The organism is Pyxidicoccus sp. MSG2 (genome assembly GCF_026626705.1).
In the GTDB taxonomy this organism is placed as follows: domain Bacteria; phylum Myxococcota; class Myxococcia; order Myxococcales; family Myxococcaceae; genus Myxococcus.
Genome location: NZ_JAPNKC010000001.1, coordinates 9,228,746 through 9,251,944, shown reverse-complemented (window position 1 = coordinate 9,251,944; position 23,199 = coordinate 9,228,746). Strand labels below are relative to the sequence as shown.

General features: G+C 71.8%; 16 protein-coding genes. 11 read left to right on the top strand and 5 right to left on the bottom strand.

What is annotated here, in order from left to right; genetic code table 11:
- Positions 1 to 47: 47 nt before the first annotated feature.
- Positions 48 to 1,382: a DUF2254 domain-containing protein gene (locus OV427_RS36330; RefSeq protein ID WP_267860811.1), complete on the top strand. Its 1,335-nt coding sequence runs from the start codon at positions 48 to 50 to the stop codon at positions 1,380 to 1,382.
- A gap of 12 nt (positions 1,383 to 1,394) precedes the next feature.
- On the opposite strand, the gene OV427_RS36325 is transcribed toward OV427_RS36330, so the two are convergent.
- Positions 1,395 to 1,577 carry a hypothetical protein gene (locus OV427_RS36325; protein ID WP_267860810.1) on the bottom strand — a complete coding sequence of 61 codons (183 nt, stop codon included), beginning with the start codon at positions 1,575 to 1,577 and terminating at the stop codon, positions 1,395 to 1,397.
- Positions 1,578 to 1,766: 189 nt separating this feature from the next.
- Here OV427_RS36325 and OV427_RS36320 point away from each other — a divergent pair, with 189 nt between their 5' ends.
- The 4 genes from OV427_RS36320 (at position 1,767) to OV427_RS36305 (ending at position 7,821) form a co-directional block, all read left to right on the top strand.
- Positions 1,767 to 4,160 (top strand): glycoside hydrolase family 31 protein, encoded by a 2,394-nt coding sequence (locus OV427_RS36320; RefSeq protein ID WP_267860809.1) that lies wholly within the window; start codon positions 1,767 to 1,769, stop codon positions 4,158 to 4,160.
- Between the two features lie 218 nt (positions 4,161 to 4,378).
- Entirely contained in the window at positions 4,379 to 5,755 is a 1,377-nt protein-coding gene (locus tag OV427_RS36315) for an AHH domain-containing protein (protein WP_267860808.1), read from the top strand.
- Between the two features lie 15 nt (positions 5,756 to 5,770).
- Positions 5,771 to 6,367, top strand: a complete 597-nt coding sequence (locus OV427_RS36310) for an imm11 family protein (protein ID WP_267860807.1) — start codon at positions 5,771 to 5,773, stop codon at positions 6,365 to 6,367.
- Positions 6,368 to 6,507: 140 nt separating this feature from the next.
- Entirely contained in the window at positions 6,508 to 7,821 is a 1,314-nt protein-coding gene (locus OV427_RS36305; RefSeq protein WP_267860806.1) for a hypothetical protein, read from the top strand.
- A 25-nt stretch (positions 7,822 to 7,846) separates the two neighbouring features.
- On the opposite strand, the gene OV427_RS36300 is transcribed toward OV427_RS36305, so the two are convergent.
- From OV427_RS36300 to xth, 3 genes are all read right to left on the bottom strand, one after another.
- Positions 7,847 to 9,019, bottom strand: coding sequence for a threonine synthase (locus OV427_RS36300; RefSeq protein WP_267860805.1), 1,173 nt, complete (start codon positions 9,017 to 9,019; stop codon positions 7,847 to 7,849).
- A gap of 92 nt (positions 9,020 to 9,111) precedes the next feature.
- Positions 9,112 to 11,127, bottom strand: coding sequence for a PAS domain S-box protein (locus OV427_RS36295; RefSeq protein WP_267860804.1), 2,016 nt, complete (start codon positions 11,125 to 11,127; stop codon positions 9,112 to 9,114).
- 130 nt (positions 11,128 to 11,257) lie between these two features.
- On the bottom strand, positions 11,258 to 12,028 hold the full coding sequence (gene xth, locus OV427_RS36290; RefSeq protein ID WP_267860803.1) for an exodeoxyribonuclease III: 771 nt from the start codon (positions 12,026 to 12,028) through the stop codon (positions 11,258 to 11,260).
- A gap of 198 nt (positions 12,029 to 12,226) precedes the next feature.
- Here xth and OV427_RS36285 point away from each other — a divergent pair, with 198 nt between their 5' ends.
- From OV427_RS36285 to OV427_RS36260, 6 genes are all read left to right on the top strand, one after another.
- Entirely contained in the window at positions 12,227 to 13,300 is a 1,074-nt protein-coding gene (locus tag OV427_RS36285) for a tetratricopeptide repeat protein (RefSeq protein ID WP_267860802.1), read from the top strand.
- A 108-nt stretch (positions 13,301 to 13,408) separates the two neighbouring features.
- On the top strand, positions 13,409 to 16,042 hold the full coding sequence (locus OV427_RS36280) for a penicillin-binding protein 1A (RefSeq protein WP_267860801.1): 2,634 nt from the start codon (positions 13,409 to 13,411) through the stop codon (positions 16,040 to 16,042).
- Complete coding sequence (locus OV427_RS36275) at positions 16,039 to 17,406, top strand: FG-GAP repeat domain-containing protein (protein ID WP_267860800.1); 1,368 nt, start codon at positions 16,039 to 16,041, stop codon at positions 17,404 to 17,406. Before OV427_RS36280 ends, OV427_RS36275 begins: the two co-directional genes overlap by 4 nt.
- A complete protein-coding gene (locus OV427_RS36270; RefSeq protein ID WP_267860799.1) occupies positions 17,403 to 18,773 on the top strand; it encodes a peptide ABC transporter substrate-binding protein in 1,371 nt (456 codons plus the stop codon). The genes OV427_RS36275 and OV427_RS36270 overlap by 4 nt, the downstream gene beginning before the upstream one ends.
- A gap of 10 nt (positions 18,774 to 18,783) precedes the next feature.
- Entirely contained in the window at positions 18,784 to 20,463 is a 1,680-nt protein-coding gene (locus tag OV427_RS36265; RefSeq protein ID WP_267860798.1) for an ATP-binding protein, read from the top strand.
- Positions 20,464 to 20,595: 132 nt separating this feature from the next.
- Positions 20,596 to 21,015, top strand: a complete 420-nt coding sequence (locus OV427_RS36260; RefSeq protein WP_267860797.1) for a response regulator — start codon at positions 20,596 to 20,598, stop codon at positions 21,013 to 21,015.
- A 96-nt stretch (positions 21,016 to 21,111) separates the two neighbouring features.
- Here the strand turns inward: OV427_RS36260 and OV427_RS36255 are convergent, their stop codons facing one another.
- The gene (locus tag OV427_RS36255) at positions 21,112 to 23,130 is read right to left on the bottom strand and encodes an MXAN_5187 family protein (RefSeq protein WP_267860796.1); all 2,019 of its coding nucleotides are present in this window, start codon (positions 23,128 to 23,130) and stop codon (positions 21,112 to 21,114) included.
- Positions 23,131 to 23,199: the final 69 nt, after the last annotated feature.

The following is a 23,199-nucleotide window of genomic DNA, read 5'->3' as shown; positions in this document are numbered from 1 at the left end:
CCTACCTTCATGGCGTGTCCTGGCACCCTCATCTCTCGTTGCTGGTCATGCGTGGCCGGGCCGTCGCAAACCGGCTCGGAGAGAGCCTGCTCCCCATCCCCGGCATCATGGTGCTGGGGGCCATCCTCCTGGAGGTCGCCCTCGCGCGGGTGGACCGCTCGCTGGAGCCGGACACGCTGCCCCGCATCCTGCGGCTGTCTCCCGAGGCGAGCATCCAACTGCTGAGCACCATCGCGGGTGCCACCATCACCACGGTGGGCGTGGTGTTCTCGCTCATCGTCGTGTCCATGCAGCTGGCCAGCGGACAGTTCTCCCCGCGCGTGCTGCACACCTTCTTCCGCGAGCGCATGGGCAAGGTGGTGGTGGGCCTGCTCACCGCCGTCTTCACGTACTGCGTGCTCGCGCTCAGGGCGCTGCCGGAGGACCTCGGCTCGAAGGAGTCGACGGTGCCGCACCTCACCGTCGACGTCGCGGTGCTGCTCACCCTGGTGAGCGTCCTGGCGCTGGTGATGTACCTGCACCGCATCTCCCTGCGGCAGTACGTGGGCGGCATCATCGCCTCCATCACCGAGGAGACGCTCCGGCGCGTGGACGCGTTGTCCCGAGCGGGGCGCGCGCGCCGCGAGAAGGAGCCTCCGGACGTGTCCGGGCTCGGGCCGCCGCTGGTGGTGAGCGCGCGGGACAACGGGTGGGTGCAGCAGGTGAGCATCCCGGGGGTGCTCGCGGCGGTGCCTCCGGGCAGCGTGCTGCGGCTGGAGACTCGCGTTGGCGCCTTCCTCGCGCGCGGAATCCCGCTGGCCACCCTCTGGCCCCATCCCGAGAGGGAGGAGACGGTGGCGCGCGCGCTCCAGGCAGCGGTGGTGGTGGGCGACCGCCGGACGACGTACCAGGACGTGGACTTCGGACTGCGGCAGCTCACGGACATCGCGCTGCGCTCGCTGTCCCCGGCGGTGAACGACCCCACCACCGCCATCGAGGTGGTGCTGCGCCTGGCGTCCATCCTCCGTCCGCTGCTGCTCGCCGAGCTGCCTCCGCAGGTGCTCGTGGTGGAGAACGGCTCCACGCTGCTGCGGCCCTGGGATCTGGACCATGCGGAGTACGTGCGCCACGCGTTCGACCAGTTCCGCCTCTATGCGGCACCCCACCCGCAGGTGGCGGTGGCGCTCGTGCGCACCCTGCGGATGCTCTGGGAGGCGGTGGAGGGCCTGGACCGCCCCGAGGCGCGGACGGAGCTGGAGCGGCAGCTCGCGCTGACGCTTCAGGGCTGTGAGCACGCGAGCCTCCTGCCCGCGGACCTGGAGACGGTGCGCGAGGCGGCGGCCCGCGCGCAGAATCCCCTGCAACGGTCCGAGCACGGGCCCACGCTTCCGCAACTGCACTGAGGCGGTGGAGCGCTACCGGGTCTCCGCGGGGCGGAACAGCGCGCAGGCACGCACGGGCTGCGGCGGGTACTTCTGAGGCAGCAGCGGGCACATGATGAACGTGCTGGTCCTCGACTGGACGTAGCGCGGCGGCGCGGCGCAGCGGTGGCAGAGGCTGTCCGGGAAGGGCAGTGGCTGGGGCGGGGGCGTCGTCATGGGGTTTGCTCCTGAAGCATCTCACGACTCGACACGTCCGCCCTCCACCTCGGGCGGAATCACCTGGCAGCCATTGAACGGAAGCCGCATCGCGCGCGAGGGCACCCGGGTGTCCGCGAAGAACATCTCCCAGAAGTCCGACCTTCTTCGGGTGACGCCTGCACGAGTGCCCTCCGTAGTATCCGGTCCATGCGCATCGAAGACCTGGTCGTCGAGCCCGCCCGCCTGCGGCTGTGGGGACCTCGAGCCGCCCTGGAAGTCACGTGTCCCCTCCCGGGCGTGCTGCGACTCCGTCACGCGCCGACCGCTTCCACCACCGGCTTCCTGCATCCGGAACTCCCGAACAAGCGCTCGTGGGCCGTGGTGTCCCAGGGCGGGCTCCAGCCGCTGGAGGTGACGCGCAGGGAGGGCCGGGTGCGCGTGCGCGCGGAGGGCATGGCGCTGGACGTGGCGACGGACCGTGGCACGTGGAGCTTCCAGGACGCGGAGGGGCGTGAACTGGCGCGCAGCACGCGCGTGGCGGGCGAGACGAAGGCCGGCTACCCGATGAGCACGCACCGCTCGTGGCTGACACTGCACGCGCCCCCGGGGGAGACCTACCTGGGCTTCGGCGAGAAGGTGGGCCCGCTGAACAAGCGCGGCATGCACTTCACGTTCTGGAACACGGATGTGATGCCGCATCACCCGGACACGGACCCGCTCTATCAGTCCATCCCCTTCTTCGTGGGCCTGCGCGGCGGCGTGGCCTGGGGCCTGTTCCTGGACGAGACATGGCGCACCGAGGTGGACGTGGCGCTGGCGGACGGCGAGACGCTGGCCTGGGAGTGCTGGGGGCCGGAGCTGGACTGCTACCTCTTCGCGGGCCCCGGGCCGATGGACGTGGTGCGAAGCTACACGGCGCTCACCGGCCGCATGCCACTGCCGCCGCTGTGGAGCCTGGGCGCGCAGCAGAGCCGCTGGGGCTATGAGAATGCGCGAGACGTGCAGGGCGTCATCCAGGGCTACCGCGCGCGGGATCTCCCGCTCGACTGCGTGTACCTCGATATCGACTACATGGACACGTACAAGGTCTGGACGTGGGACCGGACGCGCTTCCCGGACCCGGCGGCGCTCGTGCGTGAGGCCGCGGCCGAGGGCGTGCGCGTGGTCACCATCATCGACCCGGCGCTGAAGCAGGAGCCGGGGTGGTCCGTGTACGAGGAGGCCCGGACGCGCGACTACCTGGTGCGCTACGACCGGGGCGACGTGCTGGTAGGCGAGGTGTGGCCGCGCCCCGCCGTCTTCCCGGACCTGACGCGCGACGAGGTGCAGCGCTGGTGGGGCGGCCTGCACCGCGACTTCGTGGCGCTGGGCGTGGCCGGCTTCTGGAACGACATGAACGAGCCGTCCTGCTTCGCGGTGCAGCCGGACGTGGGCCTCTTCACCATCTCCAACGAGCGCGCCGAGGGCGTGGGCACGGTGGAGGGCAAGACGCTCCCGTACGACGCGCGGCACGGAGACCGGCGGCACCTGGAGGTGCACAACGTCTACGCCATCGGCATGGCGAAGGGGGCCTGGGAGGCGGTGCGGGAAATGCGGCCGGAAGCGCGGCCCTTCCTGCTGACGCGCGCGGGCTCGGCGGGCATCCAGCGCTATGCGGCGGTGTGGACGGGGGACAACTCCAGTCACTGGACGCAGTTGGAGACATCCATTCCCATGCTGGTGGGGCTCGGCATGTCGGGCGTGCCCTTCACCGGCGTGGACATCCCCGGCTTCATCGGGATGCCTGGCGGCGAGTTGCTCGTGCGGTGGATGCAGACGGGCACCTTCTACCCGCTGATGCGCAACCATGCGGGCAAGGGCACGCAGCCACAGGAGCCGTGGCGCTTCGGTGAGCCGTACCTGTCCCTGGCCCGTGACGCGCTGAAGCGGCGCTACCGGCTGCTGCCCACGCTCTACACGCTGATGCACGAAGCGTCCGTGACGGGCCTGCCCGTGCTGCGTCCGCTGGTGATGCACGTGCCCGGGGACACGGAGGCGGTGGCTGCATTCGACCAGTTCCTCTTCGGAGAGGATTTGCTGGTGGCGCCGGTGGTGCGGCCCGGGCACTCGAAGCGGCTGGCGTACCTGCCACAGGGTTCGTGGCTGGAGTGGCCGGGACTGGAGCGGCCGGGGGCGATTCACGAGGGCGGCCGGCACATCATCGCGGAGGGGCCGCTGGACACGGTGCCGGTGTGGCTGCGCGCGGGCGGCGCGGTGACGCTGACGCGGCCTGCGAAGCACACCACCACGGCCAACTGGGAGGAGCTGGAGTGGCACCTGCACGCGGCGCCGGAGGTGTACGGCCGGCTCTATGAAGACGTGGGGGACGGGTACGAGGAGTCGCGGCTCACGGTGGTGGAGGGGCGGCTGGGGGAAGGTGCGTTCAAGCTGACGCGGCGGGTGGAGGGGAAGCTGCCGCTGGCCCGCGCGGAGGAGACGCTTCGCGTGTACGGGCTGCCCTATGTGAGCGGGGTGAGGGGCGCGCTGTCGTTCCGGTTCGAACGCGGCGTGCTGGAGATGCGCGTGACCGCGGACTGGGCGGAGGTGACAGTCGACACGTGAGGTGATTCAGGCTGCATGGGATGAGTTCGGCTCCTGGCCGTTCCTCTGACGGCCTGCGGGCCACTCGTCCAGACCCACCCATAGAGCAGAGCCGGTGCATCCAGCAGCCCCAGGTCATCCTCGAGGATGCTCTCGATGGGTCCTTCGTACTGGTATAGCCCGACCTTGCATTGCCGATGGGCTCCCGAACGAAGGGGCCAGCGCCAGGAGGGCTCCGCATGCCGCCACGATGGTCGATTCTCCTATTGCTCGTGATGCTGGCCGGATGCAGTAGCGCAACAAGGGCGGTGCGTCTGGACACAGGCCGGGGCAAGCTCATCACCTTCACCCCACGCTCCGATGACGCTGAACCGGTGGAGTTGGACGAAGACGACTTCGAAGAGGCCGTGACGAAGTTGGGCCGAGATGTGCCCCGGTCCGCGCAGCCTCGGTCCGACGCTCGTCGGCTGTTCTGGTCCCCTGCGAATGATGCCTACGCAGGCGCACGAGGGAGCCTCGGCCTCGTGTCTGTTGGCTCGGGGCAGGACTCGTACAACAACCATCTCCCACTCGCCGAGGCATGGAGGCCGGAGGCGGATTCAGAACTCACGCACGCCTACGGCCGCTGGTGCGAGCGGACGCAACGCACCCGAGACTGCCTGCATCTGCTGGAGGACGGCCCCTCTCTTGGCGACGAGGCCAGGCGCACCCTGGCCCTCCAGTTCGCCATGGGCTCGGTCATGAACGAGACCCAGGATGCGCTGGGAAAGATGGTGGATCCGGTAGCGGTGCGGAACACCCTCATCACGGCCATGGCCGTGTACCTCGGCCTCTGGTTGCTGCCCGAGCCGGTGAGCAAGGGCGTGGCCGCCACCCTGACGGTGTGCCTCATCGCCTACTTGGGGGTGGACACCGTTTGGAACCTGATCGCAGGGTGGCGGCAACTTGCCGAGGAGGTAGCGGTCGCCACGACCTTCGATGAGCTACGCACGGCTGGCGAAAAGTACGGCAAGGTCATGGGCGAGAACGCGGCGCGTGTCTTCGTCATGCTCGCGACCGCCGCCATCGGGAGCACCGCGGGGCTGGCGACCAAGGCACCGGGGCTTCCGGGTTCGGTACAGGCGGTGCGGCTGGGCGAGGTCCAAGGGGGCTTCCGGTTCACGGCGATCGCGGAAGTGGGCTCGGTGGCTGTCCCCGCCGAGGGAGCCGTCACCATCACGCTCGCTCCTGGTGCGCTGGCCATGGCAGCACAAGGGACGAGCGCCGGTAGCACGGCCCCGGTGGACGCGGAAGGCCCCTGGCACCACATCGCCTCCGACAAGTTCAGTACGTCCACCAACAACGGAGGGCCATGGACCCCAAGGTACCAGGAGATCTTCGACCGGGCGGGCATGTCGCTCGACGATGCGGCGAACCAAGTCCGCGTCCCAGGCCACAAGGGGCCACACCCGAGGGAGTACCATGAGGAGGTCTACGAGCGGCTGGACGAAGCAACATCGAGCTGCAAGAGCGTCGAGCATTGCCGGGAGGCACTGACGAAGATCCTCGGTGTGTTGGCGCGCGAGATCTCGAAGCAGGGGACCAGGCTCAATCGGCTGGTGACCCGAACCGAATGACGGAAGGATGACCTCATGCCGAAGCGGTTCTTCAAATTGACCGATGATGTGTACCTCTCCGGCCGATGGGAGCTGGGGCATCCTCTCGATCAGGAGGGCCGGAAGCTCGATGACCCGTGGCAGTTCAGGATCGGGCAACAGTCTCACTGGGACGAGCGCATCAGGATTCCCGTCAAGATCTCCGGCAAGCCGCTCGACTATTCCCACGCGGCATTCAGCATCCCCGTCGTCCACGCGAGGGTGGCGTCCCTCTTCACCGAGGTGGCACCCGACGACGTGCAGTTCATCCCGGTGGAGATCGACTCCCAGCCCGCTCAGCACTTCATCCTCAACGCCACCCGGCTCGTGAAGTGCATCGACGACGCTGCGTGCGAAGAGGTGCGTTACTGGACCCCGGAGGACGGGATGCCCGAGAAGGTGGGTACGTACTCCTCGGTGTCCGGGATGCGCATCGACCCGGCGAAGGTGGGAGGCGCCAAGGTGTTCCGCACCTGGGGCTGGACCGTGGCCTTGACCGTGTCCGAAGAGATCAAGGAGGTCCTGGAGCGCGCGAGCATCACCGGCGCGAAGTTCACGGACGTAACCGGCCCCGGTGCAGTCAATGGCCCCTGACCCCTGCCGTCCCCACCTTCGTACCCAAGTTGTACCCAAGATGAGCGGACGCGGGATAAGGCCCGCAACCTGAACCGGGGAGCCGTGTTGAGGCATGATGCGGGGGCCTGTGTCCCGGGCTCCGCGTCCTCGAGGTCTCCATGCCCCGCCCTTCCCTCCTCCGCCTGCTCCCGGGCGCGCTCCTCGCCGTCCTCACCGCGTGCAGCGGCGACGACCCGACCCCCACGCCCACCGAGCCCGTGCCCCCGGCCACCTGGCACAAGGACGTCGCGCCCCTGGTGCAGGCGAAGTGCGCCAACTGCCACACCGAGGGCGGCATCGGCCCCTTCCCCCTGCAGACATACGCCGACGTCTTCGCCCACCGCGACGTCCTCAAGGCCGCCGTCCAGGCCGGCACCATGCCGCCCTGGCCCCCGTCGTCCGAGTGCAACACGTACGCGCATGAGCGCTCGCTCGACGAAGCGCAGCAGGCCCTGCTCACGCGCTGGGTCGACGAGGGCGCCGCCGAAGGCGACCCCGCCAACGCCACCGCCATCACGCCCCCCACCGGCGGCCTGTCCCGCGCGGACGTCGTCCTGAAGATGCCGGAGCCCTACCTCCCCACCCAGTCCCCGGATGACTACCGCTGCTTCCTCATCGACTGGCCGGAGACGCGCACGCGCTACATCACCGGCTTCCGCGCCGACCCGGGCAACCGCGCCACCGTCCACCACGTCATCGCCTACCTCGCGACGCCTTCCGAGGTGAAGGGCTATGAGGCGCGCGACGCCGCCTCCCCGGGCCCCGGCTACACCTGCTTCGGTGGCCCCGGCGGGCCGGACGCCACCCGCGCCACGTGGCTCGGCGGCTGGGCCCCCGGCAGCCTCGGCCAGGACTTCCCCGCCGGCACCGGCCTGCGAATCGAACCCGGCTCCAAGGTCGTCCTCCAGGTCCACTACAACGACCACGGCCAGCCCGCCGCCGCCGACCGCTCCGCCGTCGCCTTCAAGGTCGACGACACCGTGAACAAGGTCGCCTACGTCCAGCCCTGGTCCAACCCCTCCTGGGTGAATGGCACCACGCCCATGCGCATCCCCGCAGGCAACGCCGACACGAAGCACCTGTGGTCCATGGAGCTCACGCCCTTCCTGGGCTTCACCACCGGGGGCGTCCTCCAGAACAACGTCCCCGTCACCATCCACTCGGCCGCACTCCACATGCACACCCGGGGCACCCACGCCCGCGCGGAAATCCAGCGCCAGTCCGGCGCCCGCGAGTGCCTCCTGGAAATCCCCCACTGGGACTTCCACTGGCAGGGCACCTACGCCCTCCAGAAGCCCGTGCAGCTGTGGAACGGAGACAAGCTGAACGTGGAGTGCCACTGGGACAACAGCGCCCCCGGCGCCACCGACCGCGAGTGGGGTGAGGGCACCGACGACGAGATGTGCCTCGGCATCTTCTACCTCACCCAGTAGCACGCTCCGGCGGCACGGCCCCGCGTCACCAGAGCGGGGCCATGTTCTCCACGTACTTGAAGCCCGTGCCCGTGTTGAACACCACCACGGACTCGTCGGGCGTCACCTGTCCCGCGGCCTGGAGCTTGCGCAGCGCCGCCACGCAGGCGCCGCCCTCGGGCGCGACGAAGAGTCCTTCCGCGGCGGAGATGTCCTTCACGCCCTGGATGATTTCCGCCTCCGTCACCGCCACCGCCGTGCCGCCACTCTCCTTCACCGCACGGAGGATGAGGAAGTCGCCCAGCGCCTTGGGCACCCGCAGGCCGTGCGCGTGCGTCGTCGCGCCCTGCCACATCGGCGCGTCCGGCTTGCCCTCGACATGCGCTTTCACAATCGGCGCGCAGCCCTCCGCCTGCACCGCCACCATGCGCGGCCGCTTCGAGCCGATGAGGCCCATGGCCTCCATCTCTTCAAAGGCCTTCCACATGCCGATGAGGCCGGTGCCGCCGCCCGTCGGGTAGAGGATGACGTCCGGCAGCGTCCACCCGAGCTGCTCCGCGATTTCGTAGCCCATCGTCTTCTTGCCCTCCACGCGGTAGGGCTCCTTCAGCGTGGCGCACTCGTACCAGCCGTGCTCCTTCGCCAGCCCCGCGCAGATGCGGCCCGCGTCGGTAATCAGCCCCTCCACCGTCTCCACGTGTGCGCCGTACGCGCGCGTCTCCATGAGGAACAGGCTGGCGATGTCCTTCGGCACGAAGACGTGCGCCTCCAGCCCGCCGCGCGCCGCATAGGCCGCCAGGGCGCTGCCCGCGTTGCCCGCCGACGGCAGGCACACCGCCTTGGCCCCCAGCACCTTCGCCATGGTGACGGCCGCCGACAGCCCGCGCGCCTTGAACGAGCCCGTCGGGTTGCCGCCCTCGTCCTTCACCCAGACGCGCTTCATCCCCAGCTTCGCGCCCAGCCGGGGCGCCTGCAGCAGCGGCGTCCAGCCCTCGCCCAGGCTCAGCCGCTGCGCCGGGTCCTCCACCGGCATCACCTCGTGGTAGCGCCACATGGAGCGCTCACGCGTGGCCAGTGCCTCCGGCCGCAGCGTCTTCGCCGCGCGCTCAAGGTCGTAGCGCGCGAACAGCGGCGCGTTGCACGCGGTGCACAGGTTCAGCACGGCGCCCGGCGCGTACGTCCGGTCGCACTTCGTACAGTCGAGTCGGGTCAGGGCCATGAGGCCGCGGAATCTACGCCAACGTCCCGCGCCGTGCCGCCACGCGCCGAGCGCCGGGGGTGTGCCGCTGACGCATCCCAGTAGCCGGGCCTTCAGGAGGCCGAGGCGGGCGGCATCAGCGGCAGCTTCACGGTGAAGGCCGAGCCCCGGGCCAGCTCGCTCTCCGCACGGATGGTGCCGCCCAGCGCTTCGACAATCTGCCGGGTGATGTAGAGCCCCAGGCCCAGGCCGCCGTAGTGCCTGTCGCTCACCGCGCGCTCGAACTTCTCGAAGATGCGCGGCAGCGCCTCTGGAGCGATGCCGATGCCCTCGTCCCGGACCTCCAGGCAGGCCGTGTTGCCCTCGCCCCACACGCGCACCCGGACGGGCCGCCCTCCGCCGTACTTGAGCGCGTTGGACAACAGGTTCGTCATCACCTGCTCCAGCCGCTGCCGGTCCCACACGCCCACCAGCGGCTCCGGGACGTCCACCACCAGCCGGCCGCCCAGGCGGTGCACCTCCGGCTCGAAGCGGGACGCCGAGTCGCGCACCAACGCGCAGAGGTCCACCACCTCCAGCGTCAGCGAGAATCGCCCGGAGTTGATGCGCGAGATGTCCAGCAACTCGTCCATCAGCGACGACAGGCGGTGCACCTGCTGCCGCATCATCTCCAGGTCGCTGGACAGCCGGGGGAAGCGCTCTCGGGGGAGGGAGTCCGCGGAGCGGGCCAGCATCTGGAGCTTGAGGGACAGCGGCGTGAGGGGCGTCTTCAGCTCGTGGCTGGCCACCTGGAGGAACTCCTCGCGCACGCGCACGGCCTGCTGCGCCTCGTGGTACAGCCGGCCGTTGTCCACCGCGAGGGCGGCGCGGCGGGCCAGTTCCTCGGCCGTCTCCAAATCCGACTGCGTGAAGCGCCGGCCGGGATGGATGGCCAGGAAGGTGATGACACCCAGCCTCCGGCCCCGCGCCACCAGCGGCACGGACATCACCGACTGGAAGCCGATGGCCCGCATGTGCGCCAGGTGCTCCGGGCTGTAGGCCGCCTGCTGCTTGTACGCGTCGCCCGCGTCCTCGACGAGCAGGGCCCGGCCTTCACGCAGGGCCTGGCTGGGCAGGTGCGAGGCCCCGCCCGAGACGACGGGCGGAAAGTTCACCGTCTCGCGGACCTGCGGCTCCAGCGCGGGGTCCGCACAGACGACCTTCACCCGCTTGATGCCACCACCCTCCTGGAGGATGTCGACCATGCACCAGTCGCCGAGGGCGGGCACGGCGAGCTCCGTGGTGCGCGACAGCGTGGCCTCGTAGTCGAGCGACTCGGACAGCACGCGGCTCGCCTCGGACACGAAGGCGAGGCGCTCCTCGCCGCGCTTGAGCTCGTGGATGTCGATGACGGAGCCGATGTAGCCGAGGAACTCGCCGGAGCTGTCCAGCCGGGGGCTCGCGGAGTCGATGGCCCAGCGGTACTCGCCGTGGCGCGAGCGAATCCGATACTCCAGGCGGAACGCGGTCCGGCCCGCGTTCGACGCGAGGAAGATGTCGCCCGCCCGCACGCGGTCCTCGGGGTGGACGGCCTCCAGCCACCCGAGTCCCCGGGCCTGCTCCTCCGTCTGGCCGGTGAAGTCGTACCACTGGCGGTTGAGCCAGATGCAGGCGCCCGTCTCATCGGTCATCCACAGCATGACCGGCGCGTTGTCCGCCATGTTGCGGAAGCGCGCTTCGCTCTCGCGCAGCCGGTCCTCGCGGTCCTTCAGGTCCTGCGCGGCGCGGCGCCGCTCCGTCACGTCCCGGATGAAGAGGATGAGCCCCGTGGCCGAGGGCGACGCGCGCGCCTCGAACCAGGCATTGGAGGTGTCGACGAAGTCCTCGTGCACCACCTCGACACCGTCGCGCATGGCGCGCTGGTAGACGTCACCGAAGGAGCTGGTCCGCAGGCTCGGGAACTCCGTCCACAGCTCGCGGCCCAGCAGCTGCTGGCGCGAGCGGCCGAGGATGCGCTCCATCCAGGCGTTGACGAAGGACAGGCGCCACTGGCGGTCCACCGCGACGACGCCATGCCCCACGCCGTCCAGCATGGCCGCGAACGCGGCCGCCGTGGGCTCCAGCGAAGTGTCCGGGCCGCTCGAATCCATGCCGTGCTTCACCGCCTCCGGAGCCTCTGGAAAAGTCAGGCGCCCGCCTGCTCGCGGAGCGTGCCAGCATCACCTGCACACGACCTGGACGCGCCCTCCACAGGGCTTGAACAGGGCCGCGCGCCGCGGGTCATCCGCGCAGCTCCAGCCATACCGGGGCGTGGTCGGAGGGCTGCTTCCCCTTGCGCTCCTCGCGGTCCACGTCCACCTGCGCCAGGCGCGGGATGAGCGGCGCCGTCACGTAGAGGTGGTCGATGCGCAGGCCCCGGTTCTTCGGGAAGGCCAGCATGCGGTAGTCCCACCACGAGAACTTCTGCACGTCCGGGTAGAGCTCGCGGTAGGCGTCCTTCAACCCGAAGTCACACACCCGAGCGAGCGCGTCCTTCTCCTTCTGCGTGAAGAGCGTCTGCCCTTCCCACTCCTTCGGGTCGTAGGTGTCGATGTCCCGGGGCGCCACGTTCCAGTCGCCGCCCAGAACCAGGGGCTCGCCCGGCTGGTGGCGCGCATCCAGGTAGCGGCGCAGCCGCTCGTACCACTGGAGCTTGTAGTGGTACTGCTCCGAGTCCACCGACTGCCCGTTGGGCGCGTAGGCGCTCACCACGCGGATGCCGCCCACCGTCGCGGCGATGAGGCGCGCGTGCGTGTCATCCACGCCGTCGGACAGCCCCTTCACCACGTCGCGGGGCTCCTCCTTCGAGAGGATGGCGACGCCGTTGTAGGTCTTCTGCCCGTGGAGGGCGGCGTGGTAGCCGACCGCGCGCACGGCCTCCAGGGGGAAGTCGGCCTCCGTGCACTTCAGCTCCTGAAGGCACAGGATGTCCGGCTGTCGGGTCCTCAGCCACTCGAGCAGGCGCTCCTGCCGGGCCCGCACCGAGTTCACGTTCCAGGTGGCGATCTTCATCGCGCGGACCGTCGCATGACACCCGCGCCCCCGCCACGCTTTTCCCCGTCCCTGTGGCCGGGGGGACACACCCCTTGCCGTCCCCCCGGGCACGGGCCCTGGCACGGGCGTCGCAATGCCCTCCGGGTGGGAGCCCGTCACACGGCTCCCGCACGCGCCCTTCCCGGGCGCACCGCCGGAAGTCGAGGTGTCGTCGCCATGAGCCCCACGAGTGCCAGGACGCGCAAGGCCGCAGCCCCCATCCCCTTCACCCTGCCCGCCGCGCTGAAGAAGACGCTGCTGCCCGCCTGCCTCGCCGCGCTCGGACTCGCCGCCTGGGACGACATCCCCCTGCCTCCGTCCCTGCGCCCGTGGATGGCCGTCGTCCAGCAGGCGCGGCCGCACGAGGCTCCCGTGGGGAACAGCGCCGCTCCCGTGGTGGCACCGCCTTCCGGGGACATGACGCCGGACGTGGCCGCACCCGAGGACACGAAGCCGGTGGTGGCTCGCACGCCCGCGGAGGACGCGCTGCTGCCGCTGCCCCACACGCACGGGCGGCGCGTGGACCACCTGGCCCGGGCGCGCACGCTGCGCGAACTGGGAGACCTCTCCGGTGCCCTCACCGAGTGCCGGCGCGCCCTCCATGACGACCCGGCGGACACGGACGCGCTGACGCAGGCCGCGCGGCTCGCCCGCCTCACCGGGCAGACGGAGGTGGCGGTGCGGGCCTACGAGCAGCTCGGCCGGCTGCTCCCCGAGGACTCCGGCGCGCTGGTGCAGCAGGCGCGACTGCTGGTGTCGCTGGGCCGCCACGCGGAGGCCGTGCTGGTGGGCGAGGAGGCCGTGCTGCGCAGCCCGGAGGACGCGGAGGTGTACCAGGTGCTCGGCCGGGCGCACCTGGGCGCGGGGCAGTTGTCCGCCGCCATCCTCCGCTTCCAGCAGGCCGTCCACCTGGAGCCCGAGCACGGCTACGCGCTGAACAACCTGGGCTTCGCCTACCTGCGCGCGGGTGAGGACGCGAAGGCGGCGAACGTGCTCGCCCAGGCCGCCTCCCTGCTCCCCCACGTGGCCTACGTCCACAACAACCTCGGCGTGGCCCAGGAGCGACTGGGCCATGTGGAAGAGGCCCGCGCGGCCTACGCCAACGCCACCCGGCTGTCCCCGCGCTACGTCCAGGCCCGCGTCAACGCGGAGCGCGTGAATCGGCTGGCCCGCGTGGACGGCACCCGGCCCGGAGAATGGGAGACCCCCGCGCCCCGGCCCGAGGGGGTGCCGGAGCCGGGCATGCCGTAGCGCCTCCCCGCCTGGAGGCCGCTACCGGGGCGGTCTCCAGGCGACCTTCCGGGCCGGTTCCCGTTCCTCTCCCCCCGGTCTAACGTGCAGGCCCCTTCTGAAAGCGCCATGACTCCGGCTCCCGAGATGCCCACTTCGTCCGAATCCTCCACGCCCCCTGCCGTGCCGCCTCCGACTCCCGCGCGTCCCGGGTTCGGGGCCCGGCTCTGGCGGTGGACGAAGCGGTTGCTCGTCCTTGGCGTGGTGGGGCTGCTGCTCGGTCTGCTCGCGGGCGTGGGCGGCTATTTCTATTACAGCCAGGACCTGCCCTCGGTGGATGCGCTGCGCAACTACCAGCCGCCGCAGGTGACCAAGGTGACGTGCGGTGATGGAAGCCTCTGCGCGGAGTTCGCCCACGAGCGCCGCACGCTGGTACGCGTGGAGGACCTGCCGCCGCACGTGCGCTACGCCTTCCTCGCCGCCGAGGACGCGGACTTCTACAAGCACCAGGGCCTGGACCCGTTCGGCATCGCCCGCGCCGCCATCAAGAACCTCATCCCCGGCAGCCGCAAGTCCGGCGCGTCCACGATTACGCAGCAGGTGGTGAAGAACCTGCTGCTCACGCCCGAGCGCAGCTTCACGCGCAAGGCCCGCGAGTGGATTCTCACCCCGCGCGTGGAGGAGGCACTCACCAAGGACCAGATTCTCGGGCTCTACATCAACCAGTCGTACTACGGGCAGCGCCGCTACGGCGTGGAGGAGGCCGCGCTCTTCTACTTCGGCAAGCACGCGAAGGACCTGGCCGTCGGAGAGGCGGCCGTGCTCGCGGGCACCGTGCAGATTCCCCACCGCATCAACCCGGTGACGAACATGACGCGGGCGAAGAGCCGCCAGACGTACGTGCTCCAGCAGATGGAGAAGAACGGCTGGGCGTCGAAGGAAGTGGCGCAGGCGGAAATCGCGAAGCCCATCGTCCTGGCGCCGCGGCAGCAGAAGCCGGTGGGCCTGTACTACTCGGAGGAGATTCGCCGCACCCTCGTCGAGCGATATGGCGACAAGGCCGTCATGGAGGGCGGCCTGCGCGTGGACATCGCCATGGTGCCGAAGCTGCAGACCGCCGCCGAGCAGGCGGTGCGCGAGGGCCTGGAGGCGGTGGACCGGCGCCAGGGCTACCGGGGTCCCCGAGGCACGCTGACGGACGCGCAGTGGGAGCGCTACCGGGCGCTCGTCGCCACGCGCATCGAAGAGGCCGGGCGCCGGCAGAAGGACCAGGGCTACGTGGCGGACCTGTCGCCGCTGGCCAAGGCGGAGAAGGAGGAGCCGAAGGCGCCACAGGCGGCCGTCGGCAGCACGGCGGAGTTGGAGGAGGACGGCGCCGAGGAGCAGCTCCCGGACCTGACGCCCGAGGAGGAGGCCGCGCGCACCGAGGAGGAACTGCTGGCGCGCACCGTGCGCCTCAAGCCGCTGGAGGAGGGACTGCGCCTCACCGGCTACGTCACCGAGCTGGACGAGAAGCGCAACGTGGCGAAGGTGGACCTGGTGGGCCGCACCGCCGAGGTGGCCTTCTCCACCGCGACGTGGGCGCGCCAGAAGGGCAAGGGCGCGCCCAAGGGCATCGCCGACGTGTTCACCAAGGGACAGCTCGTCTACGTGCGCGTGCTGAAGGCGCCGCCCGCCCCGGCCTTCGTCGAGGCCGCGCTGGACCAGGTGCCCGTCGTGCAGGGCGGCCTCGTGGTCATCAACCCGGCGAACCGCAACGTGGTGGCGCTGGTGGGCGGCTATGACGCGGAGCGCTCGTCCTTCAACCGCGCCACGCAGGCGAAGCGGCAGCCGGGCTCGTCCTTCAAGCCCTTCCTGTACGCGGCCGCCATGGGCAGCGGGCGCTACACGCCGCTGTCCAAGGTGAACGACGCGCCCGAGGCCATCCGCGACCCGTACACGGGCAAGACGTGGAAGCCGCAGAACTACGACCGCCAGTTCGAGGGGCCGATGACGCTGCGCACCGCGCTCACCAAGTCGAAGAACACGGTGTCGGTGCGCCTCATCGAAGCGCTCACGCCCGCCACCGCCATCGACTTCGCGCGCCGCGCGGGCATCCACTCGACGCTGCCGGAGAACCTGACGCTCGCGCTGGGCACGGGTGAAGTCACGATGCTGGAGGCCGTCAACGCGTACGCGACGCTCCAGGCCAACGGCCGCTACGCGGAGCCGCTGCTCCTGCTGCGCGTGCGCGACGGGAAGGGCAAGACGCTGGAGGAGCACCAGCCCGCCTTCGAGGAGACGCTGCCCCCCGCGGTGGCGTACCTCGCCACGTCGCTGATGCGCAGCGTGGTGGAGGAGGGCACGGCCCGGGCGGTGACGGAACTGAACCGCCCCGCCGCCGGCAAGACGGGCACCACGCAGGAGTCCAAGGACACCTGGTTCTCCGGCTACACTGCGGACTGGGTGGCCAGTGCGTGGGTGGGCTTCGACGACAACTCCCCGCTGGGCGGCAGCGAGACGGGTGGCCGCGCGGCGCTGCCCATCTGGCTCAAGTTCATGCGGGTGGCCCACGAGGGTCTGCCCTCTCGCGAGTTCGAAGTGCCGCCGGGCGTGGTACAGGTGCGCATCGACCCCGTCAGCGGCCTGCTGGCCGGCAACTCCGTCCCGGGCCGGCTGGAGCCGTTCCTGGAGGGCACGCAGCCCACCGCCGAGGCACCACCGCCGGGGCAGGTGTCCACCGACCAGTTCTTCCTCGAGGAAGGCAACAGGAAGGGATTGTGAGCCGAAGCCGAGCCCTGCTCCTCGCCCCGCTGCTGGCCGCGCTCGTCGCCGCCCCGCGGCCCGCTCCCGCCGCTTCCACCCCGCAGGACGCCTCCGCCGTCGACAGCCTCGCGAAGTCGCTGGCGGAGGCGGTGCGCGCGCTCCCCGCGGAGGCGCCCGTGGCCCTGCACCTCTCCGGAGGCACCGCCGAGCTGCGGCGCGCCGTGGGCAGCGTGCTCGCCGCGCGACTGTCCGCCTTGAATCTGGCGCCGGTGGTGGTGGACGCGCCCTCGGCCGAGGCCGCGGAGGCCGCTGCCCGTGCGCAGGGGGCGCGCACGCTGGTGCGCCTCACGCTGGACGTGGAGGCCGGTGAGTTGCGCGCGCGCGGCGACGCGCTGGGCACGTGGGTGAACTTCTGGTCCGGCCGCGCGGCCACCCGCCCGCCGAAGCCCGCGGGCGCGCTGGCGCAGGCGGTGGAGGCGGACGCGGCCGTGCTGGCGCTGGCGTCCGTGGGGGGACCGGCGGTTCCTCCGACGAATGGCACCGCCCCCCGGGGCGTGCGACTGCTCGGCGCGGTGCTGGCGCGGCTGGAGCATCCGCTCGCGGCGCTGGCCACGGGAGACCTGGATGGGGACGGCAGGGACGAGGTCGCCGCCCTCACCGAGTCCGACGTGTCCGTCTTCGCCGCGGACGGGCGGCTGCTGGCACGGCGCGAGCTGGATGCGCTGCCTCCCGGCAATGCCACCACCCGCGAGCCCTTCGGTGCGCTCGCCGTGCTGACGGGTCCGCCGCGCCTGGCCGCGTGGAGCACCCGGCACGCGCACGGGGAGGTGCTCACACTGGACGTGGCGCGCGGCATGCTGAAGCCCGTGGGCACGCAGGACGCGGCGCCGCTGGGCCCGGGCGAGCGCGGGAGCTTCGTCCCCGGACAGACGGCCTTCGCTCCGGAGGTGCGGCTGGCGGACGGGCGCACCCTGACGGTGACCGCGCCCTTCACCACCGCGAGCTTCTCCGCGTCGCGGCTGCTCTTCGTCCACCCGGACGGCTCCGCGTCCCTCTACGCGCGCGCAGGCGCGGCGCCCTCACGGCTGACGGGCCTGGGCGCGGGCAGTGCGCTGGGCGACGTGGACGGTGACGGGCCGCCGGAGTTGCTCACCACCTCGCCGCAGCTCCAGCCGTCGCCGGATGTGTTGCGCGTGTTCGCCTCCAATGGGGACGACCCCACCGCGCACGAACCGCTGTGGCAGGGCGCGCTGCCTCCGGGCCGCGCGCTGTACGTGGTGACGGCCGACCTGGACGGCGACAAGCGCCGCGAGGTGGTGGTGGGCCTGTCGAAGCCGGACGGCACCGGCGAGCTCTTCCTCCTGCGCCACGGTGCGCCATGACGGTCCGCTCCGCTCTCGCATGCGTGTTGTTCCTCTCCTCCGCGTCCGCGCTGGCGGCCGGACGTCCGCGCTACGGCGGCGAGCTGCGCGTCGCCCACGACGGTCCTCCCGAGGTGGGGGAGCCCGCGCTCGCCGACACGCCCCTGGAGGCCACGCTGCTGGGGCTGCTCTCGCGCCCGGTGTGTCGCGCCATGCCGGATGGCACCATCCTCCCCGCGCTCGCCCGCGAGCTGTCGCGCCCCACGCCCCAGTCCGTGCGCCTCACGCTGGCCAACGCCGCCACCGCCGGCGCACTGGCCCGCGCGTGGATGCGGCTGGCCAGCGCCGAAAACGCCTCGCCCTACCGCGCCCTGCTCTACCCGGTGCGCGGCGAGGCACGGCAGGTGAGTACCCAGGGCGCCACGGTGGAGCTGACGCTGTCCTTCCCCTGGCCGGACCTGGAGCGCGCGCTGTGCCACCCGGCGCTCGCCGCGCCCGCGTCGTCCCCCGGCCAGGGCCCCTTCAGCGCCGTGGGGCGGGGCACGCTGGAGGCGCAGCTCGCCTGGCCCCAGGGCCGGCCGTACCTGGACCGGCTGCTGCTCACCGGCACGGATGAGCGGGGCCTGGCGCGGCTGTGGTCCTCCCGGCAGGTGCAGTTGGAGCTGGGCGTCTCCTCGGAGACGGACACCACGGCGGGCACGCCCTACTACGCCACCTTCCTGGCCTTCGCTCCCCGCAAGCTGCCCGCGGACTTCCGGCAGGCGGTGGAGAGCGCCATCGACCGCGAGGACCTCACCCGCCTCTTCGTCCATGCCCCGGCGCAGCCCATGCCGCACCTGCTGCCGCCCGCGCTGATGCCGCAGGGCCCCCGGCCGCGCCCCGCGCCTCCCGCCCCGAGCACGCCGCGCACGGTGACGCTCCTCTACGACGCCTCGCTGGACGACCAACGCGCGGTGGCGGAGCGCATCCAGGTGAAGCTGCACGAGCGCGGCTACACCGTGGCGCTGGAGCCGATGCCGCGCTCGGCGCTGCGCGCGCGCTGGGCGAAGGGCGACTTCGAGCTGATGCTGCACGCCCTGCTGCTGCCGCCCGTGCCCGGCCCCGCGCTGGCGGTGGTGCTGGACGCGGCCGGGCGCAGGGACCTGCTCGGCGTGGAGCTGCCGGCCATCGGCGCGCTGGCGGACGCGGGCGCGCGGGACACCCGAGTGCGCGAGCGGGCCCTGGCGCTGGCCCCATCCGTGCCGCTGGTGCCGCTGTACGCACAGGGCCTGGGCGTGCGCCTCGCGCCGGAAGTGGGCGGGCTGCGCTTCGACGCGCAGGGCCTGCCGTGGGTGGACGGGCTGCACCTGGCGCCCCAGGAGGGCACGGCCACCGGAGGCCGTCCGTGAGGAGACCGCCATGCGCCTGAGGACGCGACTGGCGCTCGCCTTCACCCTGCTCGCGGTGGTGCCGCTCGCGGTGGTGGTGCCCCCCACCCGCACCCGGCTGCGCGACACGCTGTCGCGCGAGCTGGACGCGCGCATGGCGGCGGCCATCACCTCCGCGCAGGAGTCGCTGGAGCGCTCCGGCGCCAACGCCCGCCGCGCGGTGGAGGAGCTGGTGGACAGCCCCGCCATGGAGGACCTGGCCCGCGAGGCGAGAGAGAGCCCCACCCGCGCCATCCAGGCCGGCACCGCCGAGGGGCTGATGCGCAGCCGCGGCCTGACGGTGCTCGCCCTCTTCGACCGGGGCGGCACGGTGCTGTCCTCCGGCCACCTGCCCGCCCGACGCGGAGACCCGGACCCCGCCCTCTTCGCCGTCACGCAGGAGAAGTCACCGAAGCCCGTGCCGGTCCGCGTGGAGGTGCGCACGCCGTCCGGCCTTCGCCAGCTTCCCGCGCTCGTCACCGCGCGCCCGGTGGACTATGGAGATTTGCGCCTGTGGGCCGTGGGCGGCGTGCTGCTGGACGAGGGCCTGGCGCAGCACCTGGCGCGGCTCACCCAGGCCCAGGTGACGCTGATGTCCGGTGACACCGAGCTGGCCCGCGCCGGTGACGCCGAGCCGCCCACGATGGCGCGCACGCTGCCCCTGGGAGAGACGGCCACGGTGCGCTTCGTCTTCAGCCGTGCCGCCGCGAACGAGGCCGAGCAGGGCGTCATGCGCGCCTTCCTCCTGCTGGCGGGACTGGGCGGCACCTTCGCGGTGCTGCTGGGCCTGTTGGTGTCACGGTGGATGACACGGCCGGTGGAGGCCCTCACCGAGGGCGCGCGGCGCGTGGCGGAAGGCGCCCTGGACGCGCAGGTGGCCGTGGAGGCCAGCGGCGAGGTGGGTGAGCTGGTGCGGACGTTCAACCGGATGACGGGCGAGCTGAAGGCCACCACCGAGCGACTGGTGGCCAGCGAGCGCGTCGCCGCGTGGCAGGAGGTGGCTCGGCGGCTGGCTCACGAAATCAAGAACCCGCTGACGCCCATCCGCATGTCGCTGGAGACGCTGCTCGCCGCGCAGGAGGCCCGGCACCCGCGCTTCCCGGACATGTTCAAGGAGAGCGCGGGCGTGGTGCTGGAGGAGGTGGACCGGCTGCGGCGAATCGTGGACGAGTTCAGCCGCTTCGCGCGCATGCCCAAGCCGCAGCTCGCGCCGGTGGACCTGGGCGAATTGGTGCAGAGCGTGCTCTCGCTGTACGCCGCTCCGCCCGAGGGCATCCAGATCCTCCCGTCGCTCCAGACGGGCGTGGTGGCGAAGGTGGACAGGGACCAGCTCACGCAGGTGCTGGTCAACCTGGTGAAGAACGCCGAGGAGGCGATGAAGGAGAAGGGCGGCGCGCTGCGCGTGCGCGTGAAGGGCACCGAGGCGGACGCCATCGTCGAGGTGGAGGACAGCGGCCCCGGCATTCCCCCCGAGCACCGCGCCCGCATCTTCGAGCCCTACTTCACCACCAAGGAGGGCGGCACCGGCCTGGGGCTGGCCATCGCCGCTCGCATCCTCCAGGAGCACGGCGGCAAGCTCGACGTGACAGGCGAGCCCGGCCAGGGCGCGCGCTTCATCGTCGTGCTCCCCCGCGCGGAAGGACTGGGCCCCGCGCGGCTGCGGGCCGAGTAGCCGGGGCGGGTAGGTTCCACCCCAGACGCAGACGCGCCGCCTGCACTCGGGGTGATGGCGACACCGACGCGCGCACGGGGTGCTGCCATCGTGATTCCGATGGCAGGCGCAATCTGGCTACACTGCCCCGCCATGCAGTCGCCGCGCCCTCGCGCCCTCATCGTGGACGACAACGTCTTCTTCGCCCGAAACCTGGGCGCGTTCCTCGAGGCCGAGGGCTGGGACGTGCAGATCGTGAATCACGCGCTGCACGCGCTCGGAACCCTGAAGTCAGGCCCGCCACCGCATCTGCTCATGCTGGACCTGGACCTGCCGGACATCAGCGGCTGGGGCATCTACGGCGAGCTGCTGCTCAACCCGGCGTTTCCGAAGGTGCCCGTCATCATCGTGTCGCGCGCGACGTGGCTCCCGCAGGACGTGCCCCTCTCGGGCATCCTCGCGATGGTGGAAGCGCCCTCCAGCCCGAGCGCCTGGGAGCACTTCCGCGGCGTGGTGCGCCCCATCCTCCAGGCCCGCGCGGAGCAGGTGCGTTCCGACGGGGGCCTGGCATGACGTAGGGAACCGCCCCGCGCGGCACTCCAGGAACAGAAAGGCCCGTGAACTCGAGAGAGCTCACGGGCCTTCGTCTGCCACGAGCGTGGCGGCGCGTCAGTCCTTGACGGGCGTGGCCTTGAGGGCGGCCTTGCCCTCCTTCACGTAGACCTGGAAGCGCACCGTCTTGCATGCGTACTTCTGGACGAGCTGCTCCTTGTTCTTGCGGAGCTTCTGCACGAACTTGTCGTAGGTCAGTCCGTCGGCCGGCTCACCGCACCGCTCGCGGGTGGTGAGGAACTCGCGGAAGACCTCCTGGAAGTGCTGCTCCTCGGAGAGCGCCACCGCGGAGTTGCCCATGCCGGGCAGCGGAATCGCGGCCGGGGGCGGCGCCACCGACGAGCGCGGCGCGGGCATGGGGATGGCTTCCGACGTCGGCGGACGGACGCTGGCCTGGAGCAGCTCGCGCGGAATCGCCGCCACGCGCGTCGTCTCCGGGTTGTCCGGCGTCTGCGCGGACGCCAGGGCGAACGGGTCCGCCGCCTGCTGCAGCGAGTACGCCGCCGTGGGCTGGTCCTCGAAGGCGAACGCGCCACGGCGCGGGGACGCCGGGGTCAGGGGCTCCACGGGCGGGAAGGCCGCGGGGTCCGGCTCGAAGGGCATGGACGACGCCGCGGCGAACGGCGTGGCCGCCGAAGCGGGAGGCGGCGCGGGGAACGGGAATGCGTCGGGCGCGCCGAACGGGTCCGCAGCGGAGAACCGGTCCGCCGCGGGGGACACCGGAGCGGCGGCCGGAGGCGGCAGCGAGAACGGGTCCCCCATGGGCGCCTGGTGCGGAGGGGACATGGAGAACGGGTCCCCCATGGGCGCGGGGACCGGAGGCGCCATGGCGAACGGGTCCGCCGAGGGAGCCGGCGCGGGCGCGGGCATGGAGAACGGGTCCGCCAGGGGCGCCGGCGTCGGCGCCGGAGGAGGCATGGCGAACGCATCCGCGGCCTGCATCTGCTGCGGCGCGGCCTGCATCGGCTGCGGCGCGGCCTGCATCGGCGGCGCGGCGGCGGCCATGGCGGCCGACAGGCTCAGCGTGTCGGAGTTGCCCTGGACGTCGTCACCCGAGCGGCCCGAGCCCATCAGCACCGTCCACACCAGCGAGAGGACCAGCAGCCCCGCCAGGCCCATCAGCGCGCTCTGCTGGTAGCCCGCCAGCGCGCCCATCACCGCGCGGGTGTCGGCCACCGCGAGCACCTCCACCGGGGTGCCCTCGAGCGCGCGGCGAGAGCCCACCATCAGCGGCGCCTGGCCGCCCATGAAGTCGCCATTCGTGAAGGCGGGCAGCTTCACCGGCCCGAAGTCCTGGAGCTGACCGCTGCGCAGCACCACACCGCTCGCTCCGGCCGCGACCTGCGCCAGCGAACCCTCCGCCAGCGCCTTCTCCGCGCCAGCGGCGCCCACCACCGCGTCACCCTTCACCAGCGCGAGCGCCGCGACGCCGGACGCGTCCACGGCGGCCTGCAGCGTGCCCTCGTCCACCAGCGGCGCGCCCACCACCAGCGTGGCCAGCGGCCCGGTGCGCGAGTCTCCATTCCACATGAGCGGCACGGACGCGAACACGTGCGGGGCGCCGAAGGCCTCCAGCACCGTCGTGCCGGCCTTCGCCACCGCCGCCACGTCCAGCTTCGCGGTGTCCGAGGACGGCTCGCCGGCCGCGACGGCGTGGAACTGCGCGTCCTGCGCCACCACCGCCACCACCGCGTTCTTCAGCTCCTTGGGCAGCACGGCCTGGGCGGCGGTGCGCACCGCGGCGAAGCGCTCGGCCGTCAGGGGCTGCGGACCGGCCGGACTGTCGTCATCGCCACCGCGGTCGCGGGGGGTGCGCGGCGCGGGCGCGCGAGAAGCCGGCTGCAGCGCGGCCACCGCGGAGAGCACGTCCGGCGTGGCGGCCAGCTTCAGGGCCAGCGACTGCACTTCGGCGCGGCGGGCGTCCACGCGACGCGCCACCTCGGCGGCGCCACTGGCGGCCTGAGACGAGGCTCCCGCCACGGCGCGCTCGCGCAGCGGTCCCGACAGCATCGGCAGGTGAGCAACGCCCAGTCCGATGACCAGGAATGCGAAGACGAGGAACTTGAGGCGGACCATCGCCATCCTTTAGCCCGAGGGTGAAGGGTTCCGCTTATAGCGTTCACCATTCGGGACCAGCAAGATTCG

Coding starts and splice junctions, on each gene's coding strand:
- OV427_RS36285 (WP_267860802.1), top strand. CDS start 12,227: ATGAGCCCCACGAGTGCCAGGACGCGCAAGGCCGCAGCCCCCATCCCC.
- OV427_RS36265 (WP_267860798.1), top strand. CDS start 18,784: ATGCGCCTGAGGACGCGACTGGCGCTCGCCTTCACCCTGCTCGCGGTG.
- OV427_RS36330 (WP_267860811.1), top strand. CDS start 48: ATGCGTGGCCGGGCCGTCGCAAACCGGCTCGGAGAGAGCCTGCTCCCC.
- OV427_RS36310 (WP_267860807.1), top strand. CDS start 5,771: ATGCCGAAGCGGTTCTTCAAATTGACCGATGATGTGTACCTCTCCGGC.
- OV427_RS36260 (WP_267860797.1), top strand. CDS start 20,596: ATGCAGTCGCCGCGCCCTCGCGCCCTCATCGTGGACGACAACGTCTTC.
- OV427_RS36270 (WP_267860799.1), top strand. CDS start 17,403: ATGACGGTCCGCTCCGCTCTCGCATGCGTGTTGTTCCTCTCCTCCGCG.
- OV427_RS36295 (WP_267860804.1), bottom strand. CDS start 11,127: ATGGATTCGAGCGGCCCGGACACTTCGCTGGAGCCCACGGCGGCCGCG.
- OV427_RS36255 (WP_267860796.1), bottom strand. CDS start 23,130: ATGGTCCGCCTCAAGTTCCTCGTCTTCGCATTCCTGGTCATCGGACTG.
- OV427_RS36325 (WP_267860810.1), bottom strand. CDS start 1,577: ATGACGACGCCCCCGCCCCAGCCACTGCCCTTCCCGGACAGCCTCTGC.
- OV427_RS36300 (WP_267860805.1), bottom strand. CDS start 9,019: ATGGCCCTGACCCGACTCGACTGTACGAAGTGCGACCGGACGTACGCG.
- OV427_RS36280 (WP_267860801.1), top strand. CDS start 13,409: ATGACTCCGGCTCCCGAGATGCCCACTTCGTCCGAATCCTCCACGCCC.
- OV427_RS36320 (WP_267860809.1), top strand. CDS start 1,767: ATGCGCATCGAAGACCTGGTCGTCGAGCCCGCCCGCCTGCGGCTGTGG.
- OV427_RS36315 (WP_267860808.1), top strand. CDS start 4,379: ATGCCGCCACGATGGTCGATTCTCCTATTGCTCGTGATGCTGGCCGGA.
- OV427_RS36305 (WP_267860806.1), top strand. CDS start 6,508: ATGCCCCGCCCTTCCCTCCTCCGCCTGCTCCCGGGCGCGCTCCTCGCC.
- xth (WP_267860803.1), bottom strand. CDS start 12,028: ATGAAGATCGCCACCTGGAACGTGAACTCGGTGCGGGCCCGGCAGGAG.